Annotated in this window: 13 protein-coding genes; 10 read left to right on the top strand and 3 right to left on the bottom strand. The window is 73.9% G+C overall.

Annotated elements, in window-relative coordinates; translation table 11 throughout:
• Window positions 1–23: 23 nt before the first annotated feature.
• Both C8046_RS05285 and C8046_RS05280 read right to left on the bottom strand, forming a co-directional pair.
• Window positions 24–2,648 (bottom strand): WD40/YVTN/BNR-like repeat-containing protein, encoded by a 2,625-nt coding sequence (locus C8046_RS05285; RefSeq protein ID WP_109228550.1) that lies wholly within the window; start codon window positions 2,646–2,648, stop codon window positions 24–26.
• Window positions 2,649–2,914: 266 nt separating this feature from the next.
• On the bottom strand, window positions 2,915–3,832 hold the full coding sequence (locus tag C8046_RS05280; RefSeq protein WP_235866132.1) for an EamA family transporter: 918 nt from the start codon (window positions 3,830–3,832) through the stop codon (window positions 2,915–2,917).
• A 39-nt stretch (window positions 3,833–3,871) separates the two neighbouring features.
• Between C8046_RS05280 and C8046_RS05275 the strand changes: the two genes are divergently transcribed.
• Together C8046_RS05275 and C8046_RS05270 are read left to right on the top strand one after the other, a co-directional pair.
• Complete coding sequence (locus C8046_RS05275; protein ID WP_109228548.1) at window positions 3,872–4,378, top strand: MarR family winged helix-turn-helix transcriptional regulator; 507 nt, start codon at window positions 3,872–3,874, stop codon at window positions 4,376–4,378.
• A gap of 57 nt (window positions 4,379–4,435) precedes the next feature.
• Entirely contained in the window at window positions 4,436–4,681 is a 246-nt protein-coding gene (locus C8046_RS05270) for a hypothetical protein (RefSeq protein ID WP_109228547.1), read from the top strand.
• A 12-nt stretch (window positions 4,682–4,693) separates the two neighbouring features.
• Here C8046_RS05270 and C8046_RS05265 read toward each other — a convergent pair whose 3' ends face one another.
• Window positions 4,694–5,038, bottom strand: a complete 345-nt coding sequence (locus tag C8046_RS05265) for a hypothetical protein (protein ID WP_109228546.1) — start codon at window positions 5,036–5,038, stop codon at window positions 4,694–4,696.
• Window positions 5,039–5,231: 193 nt separating this feature from the next.
• Here C8046_RS05265 and C8046_RS05260 point away from each other — a divergent pair, with 193 nt between their 5' ends.
• The 8 genes from C8046_RS05260 (at window position 5,232) to C8046_RS05225 (ending at window position 16,462) form a co-directional block, all read left to right on the top strand.
• Window positions 5,232–6,887, top strand: coding sequence for an ABC transporter (locus C8046_RS05260; RefSeq protein WP_158277132.1), 1,656 nt, complete (start codon window positions 5,232–5,234; stop codon window positions 6,885–6,887).
• A gap of 3 nt (window positions 6,888–6,890) precedes the next feature.
• The gene (locus C8046_RS05255) at window positions 6,891–8,264 is read left to right on the top strand and encodes a GTPase (protein WP_109228544.1); all 1,374 of its coding nucleotides are present in this window, start codon (window positions 6,891–6,893) and stop codon (window positions 8,262–8,264) included.
• Window positions 8,265–8,381: 117 nt separating this feature from the next.
• A complete protein-coding gene (locus tag C8046_RS05250; protein WP_109228543.1) occupies window positions 8,382–8,909 on the top strand; it encodes a single-stranded DNA-binding protein in 528 nt (175 codons plus the stop codon).
• A 99-nt stretch (window positions 8,910–9,008) separates the two neighbouring features.
• Window positions 9,009–10,277: a low temperature requirement protein A gene (locus C8046_RS05245; protein WP_235866128.1), complete on the top strand. Its 1,269-nt coding sequence runs from the start codon at window positions 9,009–9,011 to the stop codon at window positions 10,275–10,277.
• Window positions 10,278–10,377: 100 nt separating this feature from the next.
• Window positions 10,378–12,060 carry an energy-dependent translational throttle protein EttA gene (ettA, locus tag C8046_RS05240; protein ID WP_109228542.1) on the top strand — a complete coding sequence of 561 codons (1,683 nt, stop codon included), beginning with the start codon at window positions 10,378–10,380 and terminating at the stop codon, window positions 12,058–12,060.
• A 121-nt stretch (window positions 12,061–12,181) separates the two neighbouring features.
• Complete coding sequence (locus tag C8046_RS05235) at window positions 12,182–14,224, top strand: dynamin family protein (RefSeq protein ID WP_235866126.1); 2,043 nt, start codon at window positions 12,182–12,184, stop codon at window positions 14,222–14,224.
• A complete protein-coding gene (locus C8046_RS05230) occupies window positions 14,221–15,885 on the top strand; it encodes a GTPase (protein ID WP_109228540.1) in 1,665 nt (554 codons plus the stop codon). The genes C8046_RS05235 and C8046_RS05230 overlap by 4 nt, the downstream gene beginning before the upstream one ends.
• A 16-nt stretch (window positions 15,886–15,901) precedes the next feature.
• Window positions 15,902–16,462, top strand: coding sequence for an acyl-CoA thioesterase (locus C8046_RS05225; protein WP_235866124.1), 561 nt, complete (start codon window positions 15,902–15,904; stop codon window positions 16,460–16,462).
• Window positions 16,463–16,574: the final 112 nt, after the last annotated feature.

The following is a 16,574-nucleotide window of genomic DNA, read 5'->3' as shown; positions in this document are numbered from 1 at the left end:
ACCGACCCCGTCCCGACCTCTGATCAGCCGCGCGCGAGGCGTCGCCTGACGAGCAGCAGCACGCCCGCCGTCGTGAGGCCGAGCGCGATCAGCGCGGCCGTCGCCACGCCGGCCCCCGTCGTCGCGAGCGATCCGGAGGCCGACGGGCTCCCCGGTGCGGTGGACGTCGAGGTCTCCGAGGGCGCCGGGTCCGAGCTCGTCGGATCCGAGGGCCCCGGATCCGAGGGCCCCGGCTCCGAGGGAGCCGGCACCGACGGCTCGGGCTCGGACGGTTCGGGGGAGGGCGGCGCCGGCGCGGTCGGAACGACGTCGGTCGTCCCCACCACGATGCCCCGCCCGTTGGTCGCGACGAGCACGCGGCCGAACTCCCGCAGGTCACCGGTGATCTCGGCGCCCGTCCACGCCCACTGGTTCTCGTCGTCGTTGATCCGCTGCCACGTCTCGCCCTCGTCGAGCGATCGGTAGATGCCACGCACGCCGTCGACCTCCGCGGAGCTGTACAGGGCGGGGTAGTCGGCGAATCCGGGCGCGTTGGCCCCGAACCCGATCGTGTCGGCAGCCCCGAGCGAGCTGACGTTCTCGAACGTCGCGCCTCCGTCGGTCGACCGCCACAGCCCGTACGGGTCCTCCGGCCCGGCGTCGTCACCGTCGGTGCCACCGGCGATCCAGACGTGGTCGGCGTGCCCGGGGACCGCGGCGAGCCGCAGGTTGCCGACCGGGGGCAGGCCGTCGAAGGGTGACGGGGCGAAGGTCCGTCCGCCGTCGCGCGAGGTGAAGAACTCACCGGCCGCGGCGGCGTGGAAGACGTCGGGATCCACCCGGTCCGCCGCGACGCGTGCCGCGGAGGGGAGGGTCTCGATCGGCGTCCAGGTCGCGCCGTCGTCGGAGGAGACCTGGGGCACGGTCGAGCCCTCGGGCGACCACACGAGCGCTGTTCCGTCCGCCGCGACGGCGACCGTCCCCGGCTCCGTGGCCGTGCCCTCGGGCAGCTCGCTGCTCGCCGCCCAGGTGGCGCCGCCGTCCCTCGAGATGCCGACGGCCACGTACGCGTCGTCCTTGCCGGCACGCACGATGACGGACGGTTCGAGCTCGGCGTAGTCCACGGCCGTGGCGTTGCCGAAGTACGGCTCGCGCAGGATCTCCGGGCTGACGTCGAGGTCGGTGTGCACGAAGCCGCCCAGGTCGTACATGGCGGAGACCAGCTCCACCCCGTCGATCGGCGGGGTCACGATGTCCTGGATCGCCGTCTCCTCGATCCCCTGCGCGCCGATGCGCCACTCCACAGGGCTCTCGGGGCTCCAGTCGGTGAGGTTGTTCGTGCGGTAGATCGTCGCGCCCGTGCCGTACATCGCGTGGTCGGGGTCGAACGGGTCGATCGCGAACGACGTCATCATCCAGCCGAGCTTCGGCGAGGGCTCGTTCCAGGCGGTCGGCGGGGCCGGGTCGGCCCCGAACGTGATCCACGGGCTGGCGCTGATGTCCTGGGTGTAGCGGGTCAGGATGCTCCCGTCGGGGCCCGTGTAGTCCCAGATCGGGTCCCACGTCTGCCCGCCGTCGGTCGTGCGGTACAGGAGGTTGTCCGGCCACCACTGGATCTGCGTGGCGACGACGAGGGTGTCGGGGTCGTTGCGGTCCAGGCTGAGGCCGGAGTAGCCGAAGGAGTTGCCCAGGGGCGAGAAGGTGGGGGAGATGTCGAGCCACTCGCCGGTGTCGATGGAGTAGCGCCACACGCCGCCGTCCGACCCGTCGTAGGGGCCGGCACCGTCGCTCAGGGTGACGTAGAGGTAGGAGTTGGACTCGTCGACGGCGAACTGGTGGGGAAGGTAACCCGTCGGTGCGCCCTCGACGGGCGTCCAGGTGGCCCCGGCGTCGTCCGAGCGGTAGAGCATGTTCTCCGTGTCGGCGACCGCCGTCAGGAGCGTCGACGATCCCTGTCTGGGCGTGCCGGACGACGCGACGAATGCCGTCCACAGGACGCCGAGGTTGGAGCGCTCGAACTCCCACTCGCTGTCGGGGTTCGGCACGAAGGTGCCGACGTTCGGGAACTGCTCGACCTTCGCCCAGGTGGCGCCGTGATCGGTGGAGCGCCAGAGGCCGGCACCCTGCTCGGCGCCGTAGTAGAGGGTCGAGGTGTCGTTCGGGTCGATCTGCAGGCGTTCCCCGATGCCGCGGCCGGGCATGTTGCCGCCGATCTTGAACGGCAGATCCGTCGTCTCCCAGGTGCGGCCGTGGTCGGCGGACCTCTTGATCGCGCCGTTGAAGGGGTGCGAGTCCGTCGTGTAGCCGCCGACGGCGACGTAGACCCGGTTGGTCTCGACCGGGTCGGTCGCGAGGCTCAGCACGCCCGAGTGTCCCCAGTCCTCCCAGCCGACGTGGTCGAGCATCGGCACCCAGCGGTCCTGGCCGGCATCGAAGCGGTAGGCGCCCCCGATGTCCGTGCGGGCGTAGGCGAGCCCGGGTTCGGTCGGGTTGAACACGATGGCGGGGACGTACCCACCGCCGTGGATCGTCGCGTTGGACCAGGCGTAGCCCGGGTCCTCGGGCGGGGGGTCGGCGGGCGCGGCGGCGGCGGGCAACGACGCGAGCGTCGCTGCTGCCACCACGGCTGCCGCGACGAACGCGGCGGCCGGGGACGAACGGTGAACCATCACACAACTCCTTCGTGGTGCGGTCCGGGATCCGGGGAGATCGTGCAGGCGACATCGCGCTGACGAGCGGTCGGGCCGGGGGACGCTCTTGACGGTATCGAAGCGCTTCGCTAGCCACAACCACACAGTCGGGCCGAGATCGTGCAGCGCTGCCCCAGCCAGGGGATCGACGTGGCGAATCGCTTCGACGTCCCGGGCGGCGGCGACGGCGACGTCGGAGCTCTCGGTCGGGGTGACGGCAGGGGCCCCGGGGCGGTCAGCGGCGGTCAGGCGGCTCTCTCGTGCGGGAGCGTCGGCGGGGCGACGGTCGAGGCCGCCTCCGCGACCGGGCGGCGGCCGCCGACCGTCGCGACGGCGATCCCTGCCACGACGGCGGCGATCCCCACCAGCTGGGCGCCGGTCAGGCGCTCGCCCGCGACGAGCGCGCCGAGAGCCACCCCGCTCACGGGGTTGAGCAGTCCGATGATCCCGACGGTGCCGGCGCGGAGTCGCGCCAGCCCCGCGAACCACGCGACGAACGCGAGCGCCGTGGCTGCCAGCGAGACGTAGGCGAAGCCAGCGACGGCTGCGCCGTCCAGCGCGGGCGGGGCGCCCTCGACGGCCAGGGCGACGACGAGGAGCAGGAGCCCGGCGGAGCTCACCTGCCACGCCGTCGAGGCGACGAGCGGGGCGTCGCTGCGCCAGCGCTTGGTGAGGACGAAGCCGAACGAGGACATCACCATCGCGGTGACGGACGCGGCCACGCCCCACGGGTCGACCGCCGTCGCCGCCATCGAGACGATCAGCGTGACCCCGAGGATGCCGGTGGCGGCCCCGACGAGGGCGCGGACGGTCGGGCGCTCCGAGACGAGGGCCCACGCCATCAGCATCATGACGACCGGCGCGGCGGCCATGATGCTGCTGGCGACCCCGCTGGGCAACGTCTGGGCGGCGATGTAGAGCAGCACGAAGAATGCGCCGATGTTCAGCACCCCGAGCAGGATCGAGCGCCACCACCAGTGCCCGCGCGGCAGCCGTCGCGCGATCAGGAGGAGGACGAGTCCGGCGGGCAGCGCCCGCAGGGTCGCCCCCCACAGGGGTGAGTCCGCCGGGAGGTACGCGTGCGTCACGACGTAGGTGCTGCCCCAGACGACGGGCGCGAACGCGGTGACGAGCATCCAGGGCCACGTGCGAGTAGTTTCCACGGAAGAGATAATGCCTTCTGTGGAAGGTATATTCCAGGCATGGCCGATCGCGTCGACGAGATCCAGCACGAGTGGCGTCGCGAGCGCCCCGACATCGACACGTCACCGCAGGGGGTGATCGGCCGGATGCACCGCCTCGGTGGGTTGCTCATGACCGAGCTGGAGACCGTCTACGCGCAGCACGGGTTGTCACAGGGGGAGTTCGACGTCCTCATGACGCTGCGCCGCGCCGGCGCGCCGTACGAGCGCACGCCCAGCGAGCTCGCCTCGCGCACGATGGTCACCTCCGGGGCGACCTCCAAGCGTGTGGACCGGCTCGAGCGGGCGGGTCTCGTGGCGCGACGCCGGAGCGAGGGTGACGGCCGCGGTCGCGTCGTCGGCCTCACCGACGCCGGGGTGGAGCTCGCCGACACAGCGTTCACCGATCACATGGCGAACGAGCACCGGCTGCTCGAGGGGGTGCCCGACGGCGACCGCGCCGCCCTTGCCCGCATCCTGGGCGCCTGGCTCGAGCGCGTGGACCCGGACGGTCCCCGCGCGACCTGATCGTCCGCCGTCGAGAGATGATCTCGGGCATTCGCAGGAGTCGCCCCTGCGGGCGCGGTGCTCGCCTTCGGCGTCTTCCGCTACGTGTCGACCTTCTCCGAGGGTTTCCCGCTCTCCGGTCTGCTGGTCGGCGTGGGCGCGGCAGGGCAGAGCTACGGCGCACTGGTCCAGTCCCGTCTCGGTGGCCTCCCGGACGTGGATCGCGAGGCGGGTGACGTGACACGCGCCGCCCGACCGGCCCTGGTCGTCGGGTTCGCGGTCGCGGGCGCGCTGATCGCGATCGAGGCGGTCGCCGGTTCGTGAGCCGCGGGCGGCCTACTCGGAGTCGGCGGTGCGCCCCCGGGGACCACGCAACCGGGTGGAGATGAGCACGAGCGTGACTCCGACGATCGCGGTCGCCGCAGCGATGGCCAGCGGCGTTTGATTCGCCCGGAACGCCCTGCCGCTGAAGGCGCCGTACGCCCCCCGGTCGAACTGGGGATAGTGGTAGGTCCACACGGAACCGAAATGGCCGCCGGGAATGAAGGTCAGGGCCACGGCCGCGGCGATGATGCCCAGGCCGGCCAGGAGGACGACCCCGGCGTCACGGCGATCTCGGCTCGCTCGGGTGCTGCTGGTGTCGGCGGTGGGGCTCGAGCTCGGTCGGTCGTGATCGCTCATGAATTCTCCTGAGATCGTCGGCCTTGACTCACCCAGGCGATCACACGTCTGCACCGCTGGCAAACGGCTGCGCTGCGATGCGACGTCGCAAAGCGGCTGCGCCGCGATGCGACGTCGCCTCGAGCGATGCGATCTCGGCCGCCCCACGGCGCGCGTCCTTGGCGCTTTCCCTCGCCTGCGGCACTCTGAGGGCGTGACCACCACGACGACGTCCGGCCAGGGCGAGGCCGAGCCGCGTCCGGCCCGCACGCCGGGCCCCGCTCTCGACGTCGCCACCGACCTCGTCGATCACCTCGAGCAGGTCTCCTTCCCGCTCGACCTCCCGGATGCGCCGCGGGCCCGCGAGCTCCGTGAGCGCGTCCTGGCCCAGATCACCACGCACCTGCTCCCGCGGCTGCGCGAGGCGGCGACGCCGACGATCCTCGTCGTCGGTGGTCCGACGGGTGCGGGCAAGTCCACGCTCGTCAACACCCTCGCCGGGACCGAGGTCAGTCCCGCGGGCGTGCTGCGCCCCACCACCCGGCGCCCCGTGCTCGTGGTCAACCCCGCTGACGCCGAGAAGATCGCGGACCATCCTGTCGCCGCCCGCGCCGACGTCGTCACCGCCGACGGCATCCCCGCCGGCATCGCGCTGCTGGACGCCCCCGACCTCGACTCGGTCGACGAGGACAACCGGCGCCTGGCGGTCGAGCTGGTCGAGACCGCTGACATGTGGCTGTTCGTCACGACCGCCACCCGCTACGGCGACGCCCTCCCGTGGGGGATCCTCGACGTCGTCCGGCAGCGCGGCGTGAGCATCGGCGTCGTGCTAGACCGGGTGGCCTCCGACGTGCTCGACGAGGTCCGTCGCGACCTCCTGCAGCGACTCGTGGCCTCCGGGTTCGGGTCGGTCCCGCTCTTCGTCGTCCCCGACGCCGGCCCCGTGGACGGTCCGCTGCCCGTCGGGCACGTGCGTGAGGTGGCGCAGTGGCTCTCGCTGCTGGCCACGCGTGCCGCCGCCCAGGGTGTCGCCGCGCGCACCGTGCGGGGTGTGTGGCGGCCGCTGCAGGCCGAGGTCCGCGAGCTGCTCGAGGCGGTCCAGGCCCAGGCGACCGCGGCGGAGGAGCTGCAGCACGCGGCCACCACCGCCGTCGCCCCCGTCCTCGACGGCCTCGCCGGCCAGCTGACCGACGGTGCGCTGGCCGACGGCGGCCCGACCACTCGCTGGCTCGCGCTGGCCGGTGCGCGCGGTCCGCTCGAACCCCTCGCCCACGAGGTGCGCGGCTTCCTCGCCCGACGGCGAGCGGCGAAGGGTGGTGTCGAGCGCGCCACCGCGCTGGACGTGCTCCGCCGCGAGGTCGCGCGCTCCTTCACCGACGTCGTGGGGCGCACCGCCGCCACGGCCGAGGGCGCCGTGCGTCGGGCGTGGCAGGAGTCGGGCGCCGGCACCTCCCTCGCCGCGACCCGGGCCCCCGCCGCCACGGCGACCGAGCGGGCCGACCGCCTCCGCGAGGCGTGGGGCGGGTGGCTGGCCGACGCCGGGGCGCTCGTCCCGACGTCGACGTCCGCATCGGCGCAGCCGTCGGTGACCGACCCCGGCCTCGACGACGAGGGCCGACGGACGCTCCTCCTGCTCGCGGCGGCCGGGATCGACGGCGCAGGTACGGCCGCCCGCCGTGCGTGGGGCGAGCCCGAGGCCGAGAAGGTCGTCGCCGCGGCCCGCGAGGCGCTCGTCGCCCGCGCCACCGGCGTGGTCTCCGCGGAGGCCGCCGCCTTCACCGACTCGTTGCGCGGCAGGCTCGAGCCCGAGGCCGCCACGGCACTGCGGCTGCGGGTCGGGGAGCTGCGCGTGCTGGCAGGAGAGGCCTGAGACATGACCGACACCCCCGCGGCCATCGAGCACGCACCGCCGGCGCCCGACCCGATCGCCCCCGAACCCGAGCAGGCGCGCCGGGATGAGCTCGCGGCGCTCGTGGCGGCGACGGCGAACCGGCTCCCCGCCCCCGTCGTCGCCGACGCGCGGCGTTCGCTCGACACCGTGGGCGCACGGATCGACCTGGGCGTCGCCCACACCGTCGTCGCCCTCGTGGGCGGCACTGGCTCGGGGAAGTCCTCCCTCTTCAACGCGACCACGGGTCTCGACGTCGCCGACGTCGGGGCCCGCCGACCCACCACCGCGTTCCCGACCGCGTGCGTGTGGGGCTCGGACGCGACGGCGCTGCTCGACCACCTCGAGGTCCCCGCCGACCGGCGGTTCCGCGGCGAGGCCGCCCTCACCGGGCCGGTCCCGGGCACGCTGGACGGCATCGTGCTGCTCGACGTCCCCGACCACGACTCGGTCGCCGAGGGCCACCGCATGCAGGTGGACCGGCTCGTGCCGCTGGTGGACCTGCTGGTGTGGGTGCTCGACCCGCAGAAGTACGCCGACCACCGGCTGCACGGGGAGTACCTCCGCGGGCTCGCCGGGCGCCAGGACGCGATGCTCGTCGTCCTCAACCAGACCGACACGCTCACGAGCGACGGGCTCGGGAAGCTGCGGCTCGACGTCGCCCGGCTGCTCGTCTCGGAGGGGCTCGGCGACGTCGAGATCCTCACGACCTCGGCCCGCACGGGGGCGGGCGTGGAGGACCTGCGCGAGGCGCTGCAGCGGACCGGGGCGCGGTCGTCGCGCAACCGCTCGGCGGTGCGTGCCCAGCTGGACGCCGTCGCGACCCGGCTGTCGGACGAGCTCGGGACCACGCCGCTGCCCGCGCTCGACGTCGCGGAGGCCGCACGCCGGCTCGGCGACATCCTCGGGGTGGAGGCGGTGGCGGACTCGCTCGCCGCCGCTCGACGCGGCGCCGGCGTCTCCGTGACGACGATCCGCGAGCCCGCGCTCACCCGTGTCGAGGCGATCCGCGGCGAGTGGATCGGGCGGCTGACCACCGGGCTGTCGACGCCGTGGCGCGCGGCCGTGGAGGACGCCCTGCCGGCGGCCGCGGTCCTGTCCGACACCGCGACGTCGGCGCTGCGGCAGATCCCCGTGCCTCTCGCCCCGGCGCCCGGCCTGCTCCGACGGCTGCGGCGCGCCACGCTCGAGCGCGAGGGCACCGAGGCGCACGACGCCTACCTCGCGGCCGCCCACGGCGCTCTCGAGCAGACGGTCACCACCGCGGTCGCCGCGGCGAGGGACGAGCTCGCGCGACTCGGCTCCGCGCGCACCACGGCGTCGTCGGGACGGTTCAGCCCGGCCTCCGCTCGCGCCTGACTGTCCCCAGCCGGCGCCGGTGCGCCGCCCTCACCACCGACCCAGGTGCGCCTCTCGGTGCGTCGGAGGTCAGGTGCATCCTCGGGTTCCCAGCAACCACGACCCGAGGAGCACAGCATGTCCGGTACGACGATCACGATGCGGGGCCTGGCCGGTTCGGTCCCCGAGCTTCGGATGTCAGCGAAGCAGAACGCCTGGACGAGCTTCCGGCTCGCCAGCACCCCCAGCAGGCGGAACGCCGACGGCGCCTGGGAGGACCTCCCGACGATGTGGGTGACGGTCACGGTCTTCAAGCGGCTCGCCGAGCACGTCGCGGCGACGGTCCGCAAGGGCATGCCGCTCACCGTCGTCGGTTCGCTCTCGCAGGACGAGTGGATCGGGGCCGACGGCGTGCCCCGCAGCGGCCTGGCGATCGAGGCGCGCAGCGTGGCCCTCGACCTCCAGGGCCCCGGCACGTTCGTGTGGTCGCGCGGCGACCAGCCCTCGCAGGCCGGTGAGAGTGCTCACACGGCGGCCGGCCCTGCGCCGCAGGACTACGGCACGGACCCGGGCCCGGTGACGGACCAGGTGGACGAGGCCGCAGGTCAGGGCGTCGCGACGAACGTCAGCCACCTCGTCACGGCGGGGGAGGAGCCGCCGTTCTGATCGGCCGGGCGGGGGTCCCCGTCGTCCGGCCGGGGCGACGGGTACCGACGGCGGTGGCGGTGTGCCATCCTTCTCCGCGCACAACAGCAAGGGGACCCCGTGAACGACAGCACCACCGCCGCCGGCGCCGCGCCGACCGCCACCAGCCTGAACCACCGTCTGCGGCGCATGACGGGCCGCGACCCGCACGAGAGCGGGCGGGTCGCGACGCCGCTCGAGCTGCTCTTCGACCTCGCCTTCGTGGCCGCGTTCGGGATCGCCGGCAACCAGATGGCCCATCTCCTCGCGGAGGGGCACGTGGGAGCGGCGATCGGGGGCTTCAGCTTCGGTCTGTTCGCCATCACCTGGGCGTGGGTGAACTTCACCTGGTTCGCCTCGGCCTTCGACACCGACGACTGGTTCTTCCGCCTCACCACGATGGTGCAGATGGTCGGCGTCGTGGTGCTGGCGCTCGGGCTGGGCGACGTCTTCCACTCCCTCGACGAGGGCCACAGCATCGACAACAGGGTGATGGTCGCCGGCTACGTCGTCATGCGCGTGGCGATGCTGACGCAGTGGCTGCGACTGGCCGCGCAGTCGCCCGAGCATCGCGGCACCGCGCTGCTGTACGTGCGGGGGATCGCCGTCGCCCAGGTCGGCTGGGTGATCCTCGCCGTGCTGCACCTCGACCTGCTGCCGACGCTGGCGATCGCGGGCGTCCTGTACCTGGTCGAGCTCGGCGGCCCCGTCCTGGCCGAGCGCCGCGGTGGCACACCGTGGCACCCGCACCACGTCGCCGAGCGGTACGGCCTGCTCGTGATCATCTCCCTCGGCGAGGGCGTGCTCGGCACGATCGCCGCGGTGCAGCCGATCATCACCGAGCAGGGCTGGAGCGACGACGCGATCGTGCTGGTCACCGCCGGCGTCGTGCTGACGTTCGGGATGTGGTGGTCGTACTTCGCGGCACCGTTCGCCGACCTCCTGCACGCGCGGAAGAGCTCCGCCTTCGCGTTCGGCTACCTGCACATCGTGGTGTTCGCCGCGATCGCCGCCGTCGGGGCGGGACTGCACGTCGCCGCCTACGTCATCGAGGGCGAGGCCCACGTGGGCTTCGGTGAGGCCGTGCGGGCCGTGGCCGTCCCGGTGGCGATCTTCCTCGTCGCCTACTTCGCCATCTACTCGATCATGACGCGACGGCTGGACGCCTTCCACGTCCTCCTGCTCGCGATCGCGATGGGGATCCTCGTGCTCGCCGTCGTGCTCACGGGGACCGGGACGCCGTTCGCGCTCGACATCCTCCTGGTCGCGGCTGCACCCTGGGTGGTCGTCGTCGGGTTCGAAACCGTCGGGCACCGGCACGCCGCCGAGCACCTCGCCGCCCTGCGCTGAGCCGTCGGCCCTGCCCGCCGCCACGGCCCGCCCCGGCGGCAGGAGGCACCCCGTAGGCTGGACACCAGAATCCCCATCCGCGAGAACACTGAGGAGAACTGTGGCCGAGTACATCTACTCGATGGTGCGCGCTCGCAAGGCGCACGGTGACAAGGTCATCCTCGATGACGTCACGATGTCGTTCCTGCCCGGCGCCAAGATCGGCGTGGTCGGCCCGAACGGTGCCGGAAAGTCCACGATCCTGAAGATCATGGCGGGGCTGGAGACGGCGTCGAACGGCGAGGCTCGCCTGAGCCCCGGCTACACCGTCGGCATCCTGCTCCAGGAGCCGCCGCTGAACGAGTCCAAGACGGTCCTGGGCAACGTCCAGGAGGCCGTGGGCGACCTGCTCGCGAAGAAGGCGCGCTACGACGCCATCAGCGAGGAGTTCTCCAACCCGGACGCCGACTTCGACGCCCTCATGGCGGAGATGGGCACGCTCCAGGAGGAGATCGACGCCGCCGACGGCTGGGACGTCGACGCCCGCCTCGAGCAGGCGATGGACGCGCTCCGCTGCCCGCCGCCGGACGCCGACGTCACCGTCCTGTCCGGCGGTGAGCGCCGCCGCGTCGCGCTGTGCAAGCTGCTGCTGGAGGCGCCCGACCTGCTCCTGCTGGACGAGCCCACCAACCACCTGGACGCCGAGAGCGTGGAGTGGCTCGAGCAGCACCTGGCCCGCTACGCCGGCGCCGTGCTCGCCGTGACCCACGACCGGTACTTCCTCGACAACGTCGCGGAGTGGATCGCCGAGGTCGACCGCGGTCGCCTGTACCCCTACGAGGGCAACTACTCCACGTACCTGGAGAAGAAGTCCGCGCGCCTGGAGATCCAGGGCAAGAAGGACGCCAAGCTCGCCAAGCGTCTGTCCAGCGAGCTCGAGTGGGTCCGCTCCAACGCCAAGGGCCGCCAGGTCAAGTCCAAGGCGCGCCTGGCGCGCTACGAGGAGATGGCTGCCGAGGCGGACCGCACCCGCAAGCTCGACTTCGACGAGATCGTGATCCCCCCGGGGCCGCGGCTCGGTTCGGTCGTCATCGACGCGAACAACCTCAGGAAGGGCTTCGACGAGCGCGTGCTCATCGACGGGCTCTCCTTCACGCTGCCGCGCAACGGCATCGTCGGCGTCATCGGACCGAACGGTGTGGGTAAGACCACGCTGTTCAAGACGATCGTCGGCCTGGAGCCGCTGGACGCCGGAGACCTGAAGATCGGTGAGACGGTCAAGATCTCCTACGTCGACCAGAGCCGCGGCGGACTGGATCCGAAGAAGACCCTCTGGGAGGTCGTGTCCGACGGGCTCGACTTCATCCAGGTCGGGAACGTCGAGATCCCCTCGCGGGCCTACGTCTCCCAGTTCGGGTTCAAGGGCCCCGACCAGCAGAAGCCGGCCGGCGTGCTCTCCGGTGGTGAGCGCAACCGCCTCAACCTCGCGCTCACGCTCAAGCAGGGCGGCAACCTCCTGCTCCTGGACGAGCCCACCAACGACCTGGACGTCGAGACCCTCGGCAGCCTCGAGAACGCGCTCCTGGAGTTCCCGGGCTGCGCCGTCGTGGTCTCGCACGACCGGTGGTTCCTCGACCGCGTGGCGACGCACATCCTGGCCTACGAGGGCACCGAGGAGAACCCGTCGAACTGGCACTGGTTCGAGGGCAACTTCGCCTCGTACGAGGAGAACAAGATCGAGCGCCTCGGCCCCGACGCGGCTCGCCCGCACCGCGTGACCTACCGCAGGCTCACGCGCGACTGACGTCGAGGCGGAGGCGGGGAGGTGCCCTCGGGCACCTCCCCGCCTCTCGTCGTCCCGGGCTCGGCCTCCCGGTGGGCGCGCCACCGGGCCCCTGGGCCTCTCGCCAGGCAGGATGGCTCCCATGACCGACCCCGTGGAGCCCGGAGACGTCGCGGCCTCCGCCCGGGCGTCCCTCACCAGCAGTCTCGACGTCGCCCGCGGCCGTCTCGCCGCCACCTCCCTCCCGCTGGAGGGGACCGGAGTCGAGGACGCGCGTCGTCGCCGTCGCGAACTGCTGGACCAGCTGGACGACTACCTGCTGCCGCGGCTGCGCTCGGACGGCGCCCCGCTGCTGGTCGTCGTGGGCGGCTCGACCGGGGCCGGGAAGTCGACCCTCGTGAACTCGCTGCTCGGCGCTCCGCTGACGCGCCCCGGCGTGCTCCGGCCCACCACCCGGTCCCCGGTGCTCGTCCACCACCCCTCCGACGAGCCGTGGTTCGCCGGCGATCGCGTCTTCCCCACGCTGCCCCGCGTGCGCACGGTGCGCGACGACGCCGCGCCGCGGGCCGCCGCCCCGGAGGTGGAGGACGCGACGACGGTCCGGGCGCTGCGCCTCGCACCGTATCCCGGGATGCCGCCCGGGATGGCTCTGCTGGACGCCCCCGACATCGACTCGCTCGAGACCGCCAACCGCGACCTCGCGGCCCAGCTGCTCGCCGCCGCCGACCTGTGGCTCTTCGTCACCACGGCCGCCCGGTACGCCGACGCCGTCCCGTGGGAGCAGCTCCGGGCGGCCGCCGCGCGGCGGGCCCAGATCGCGCTCGTGCTGGATCGGGTCGACCACGGCAGCGACGAGGTCGCCGTCGACCTCGCTCGTCTGATGGCGGGCAACGGTCTGGCCGGCGTGCCGCTGTTCGTCGTGCCCGAGGCGCCGCTCGACGCCCAGGGGATGCTGCCCGAGCGGGCCGTCGCCGACGTCGCCGGCTGGCTCTCCGACCTCGGTGGCGACGCCGGGGCCCGTGACGAGGTGGCTCTCGCCACCCGGGACGGCGTGATCGAGGACGTCGCGAGCAACCTCGACGCCCTGGCCGACGCCGTCGAGGCCCAGGCGGCCGCCGCCGAACGGCTCGCCGACGCCGTTACCACGAACTACGCGCAGGCCCGCACGCAGGTGCGCGCCGCGACGTCCGACGGCGTCATGCTGCGCGGCGAGGTGCTCGCCCGCTGGCAGGACTTCGTCGGCGCCAGCGACGTGATGCGCTCGATCGAGCGCGGCGTGGGGCGGGTGCGCGACGCCGTCGGCGCCTTCTTCCGCGGCGGCCGCGTCAGCCCCGACACGGTCGAGGTCGCGATCGCCCACGGCCTCGAGGCCGTCACGCTCGACGCCGTCGAGACCGCTCGCGAGAAGACCCGTGCCCTGTGGCGCGCCGACCCCGCCGGCGCCGGCCTGCTCGCCTCCGGCGCGGCCACGTCGTCGTCCGCCGCCGGGGTCACCGGCGTCACCACGGCCGACCTGCGCGCCGTCATCGCGCAGCAGATCCGCGGCTGGCAGGAGGACGTCCTCGCCGTCGTGCGCGAGCAGGGCGAGGACAGGCGCGGGCTCGCCCGTGCCCTCTCGTTCGGGGTCAACGGCCTCGGTGTCGCCGTCATGGTCCTCGTCTTCGCCGGCACGGGCGGCCTCACCGGGGCCGAGGTCGGCATCGCCGGCGGGACCGCGGTGCTGGCCCAGAAGGTGCTCGAGGCCGCGTTCGGCGACGACGCCGTCCGCCGTCTCACCGTGCTCGCCTCCGAGCGGCTCGAGGAGCGCCTGGGTTCGGTGCTCGACGCCGACGCCGCCATCGCACTCACCCGAGTGGCCGCGCTCGGGATCGCCGCCGACGACGGGCCCGCCCTGCGCGCGGCCGCGGCCGCCGTCACGACCGCCGCCCACGCCGAGCGGGTCGAGCGGTCGCTCGCCCACCGCGAGCACGCCGCCGGCGGTGGCCTCCTCGCGCCGCGGCTGCGCGGGGCCGACCTGGCCGGCCGAACCGATCTCGACGACGACGGATCGGGTTCCGAGATGCTCTCGCCCTACCAGTCCCGTCCGACCTCGACCGCGCCGGACCCCGGTGCGGCGAGCGAGACCGAGGAGGCGCCGCGCGCCGGCTTCTGGCGTCGGATGTTCGGCAGGGGAGGGGACGCGTGAGGGCCCGCGCACTCGACCTCGCCACCCGGACCGCCTCCCTCCGCGAGATCGTCGACGTCGGACGCGACCGCCTGCCGGCCGAGATCCTCGGCTCCGTCACCGGGGTCCTGGACCGGGTCGGCGAGCGGGCCGCGCTCTCGGCCGAACACACCGTGGTCGCGCTGGCCGGGGCGACCGGTGCCGGGAAGTCCTCGATCTTCAACGCGCTCGTCGGCGCCGAGGTGGCGCGCACGAGCCGACAGCGCCCCACGACGTCGGTCGCCCTCGGCGTGGTGTCCGAGTCGCCCGAGCTCCGGGCCGGCTCGACCGGCCTGCTGGACTGGCTCGGGGTGCCTCAGCGCCAGGACCACGCCGTCGACGCCGCGCACCCCGACGGCCTCGTGCTGCTGGACCTGCCCGACCACGACTCCGTCGTCGCCGAGCACCGCGTGCGGGCCGACCACGTCACCCAGCGCGCCGACCTGCTCGTGTGGGTCACCAACCCGCAGAAGTATGCGGACGGCGTGCTCCACACCGACTACCTCGCGCCGCTCGCGGGCCGCCGCGGCGTCGTCGTCGTGCTGAACCAGGTCGACCGGCTCAGCCCCGCCGACGCGGCCGCCTGCCTGGCCGACCTCGCGCGGCTGGTGCGCCAGGACGGCGTGGACGCCACCGTCGTCGCGACGTCCGCCACCACGGGAGCCGGGCTGGAGGAGCTGCGGGAGCTGATCTCGCAGGCCGTCCAGCGCCGCACGGCGATGACCGTGCGACTGTCGGCCGAGCTCACGAGCGCGAGCGACGCCGTCCTCGCGGCCCTCCCGCAGCGCCCGGACGCCACGCGGGAGACCGAGCGCGCGCACGCCGCGCTGACCGCCTCCCTCGAGGCCGCCGCCGGGGTGCCGCTGGTGGTCAGGGCGGTCCAGGGGTCCGCCGTCCGCGACGCGGTCGCCCACACCGGCTGGCCGCCGACGCGGTGGCTGCAGGGGCTGCGCCGCGACCCGCTCCGCAGCCTGGGGCTGCGGCCGTCGCTGCCCTCGCGCCGTCGGACGGACGTGGCGGCCGAGGCCGGATCCGGCACCGCCGTCGCCGACGACCTCACGCGCTCGTCCCTGCCGGCCGCCTCCCCGGCGCTGCGGTCGGCCGTCTCGAGCGCCGCACGCGCCTACGTCGACAGCGCGAGCACGCAGCTGCCGCCGGTCTGGGGCGACCGGGTGCACGCCGAGGTGGTCGACCGCGCGCAGGAGCTTCCCGACGCGCTCGACCTCGCCGTCACCCGCACCTCCGTCGGCGCGGTCCAGCCGGCCCGCTGGTGGCGCGCCGTCGGCACGCTGCAGTGGCTGCTCGTCGCCGCACTCGGCGCGGGTCTGCTCTGGCTCGCCGTCCTCGCCGTGATGACCTACCTGCAGCTGCCCGCGCTGCTCACGCCGGTCCTCGGTCTGGGAAGCCTGGAGCTGCCGTGGCCGACGGTGCTGGCGATCGGCGGGGCCGCCCTCGGCATCCTCACCGCGACGCTGGGCCGCTGGGCGGCCTCGGTCGGTGCGCGACGGCGCGCCCGGCGGGCCCGCGCACGCCTGCGCCGCAGCATCGACACCGTGGCGCAGGAGCGCCTGGTCGGACACGTCCAGGCCGAGCTGACCGCGCTGCGCACGATCCGCGACGCGGCAGCCCGCGTGCGCGGCTGACCCCGAGGAGACCCGCGTGACGACCGATCCCGCCGCTGAGATGCCCGCGGAGACGCCCGTGACCCCGGCCACGCCCCCGGCCACGACCCGCCTCCGCATCCCGGTCGCCGTGCGCTGGTCCGACCTGGACGCCTACGGGCACGTGAACAACGCGCAGGCGTTCACGCTCCTGGAGGAGGCGCGCATCGAGGCGTTCTGGGCCAACCCCGAGCGCCCCGACCCGTGGCCGACGGCCATCCTCGCGATGGGCCACGGGGCCCCCGTGCAGACGCTGGTCGCCCGCCAGGAGATGGAGTACGCCCGGCCGATGCCGCACCTGCGCTCCGGCCTGCTGGTCCAGCTCTGGATCGGCCGGATGGGCGGGTCGAGCATCGAGGTCTGCTACTCGATCCACGACCCGGAGCCGGGTACGGCGCGGACGGGACCGCCGCTGACCAGCCCGCCCTACGCCGTCGCGGCCACCACGCTCGTGATGGTGACGACGGCGACCGGCGCCCCCACCCGCCTGCTGCCCGAGCACCGCGAGGCACTGATGCCCTACCTCGACACCCCGGTCGCGTTCCGCCACCGCCGCTGACGGCGGTCCTCCCGGGTCGCCGCCGCGCCCGGCCGTGGGACGCCCCGACCCGGGCCCGCACCGACGGCTACTGTTCGACCCATGCGCCTCGGGATCGACTTCGGAACCACGC

Source organism: Serinibacter arcticus (assembly GCF_003121705.1).
Lineage (GTDB): Bacteria > Actinomycetota > Actinomycetes > Actinomycetales > Beutenbergiaceae > Litorihabitans.
Note: the sequence above shows the minus strand (reverse complement) of the source record. Positions and strands in the feature narration are given on the sequence as shown.

Excerpts from the sequence above, each read along its gene's own strand:
- C8046_RS05265 (WP_109228546.1), bottom strand. The coding sequence starts at position 5,038 with ATGAGCGATCACGACCGACCGAGCTCGAGCCCCACCGCCGACACCAGC.
- C8046_RS05285 (WP_109228550.1), bottom strand. The coding sequence starts at position 2,648 with ATGGTTCACCGTTCGTCCCCGGCCGCCGCGTTCGTCGCGGCAGCCGTG.
- C8046_RS05275 (WP_109228548.1), top strand. The coding sequence starts at position 3,872 with ATGGCCGATCGCGTCGACGAGATCCAGCACGAGTGGCGTCGCGAGCGC.
- C8046_RS05250 (WP_109228543.1), top strand. The coding sequence starts at position 8,382 with ATGTCCGGTACGACGATCACGATGCGGGGCCTGGCCGGTTCGGTCCCC.
- C8046_RS05235 (WP_235866126.1), top strand. The coding sequence starts at position 12,182 with ATGACCGACCCCGTGGAGCCCGGAGACGTCGCGGCCTCCGCCCGGGCG.
- C8046_RS05255 (WP_109228544.1), top strand. The coding sequence starts at position 6,891 with ATGACCGACACCCCCGCGGCCATCGAGCACGCACCGCCGGCGCCCGAC.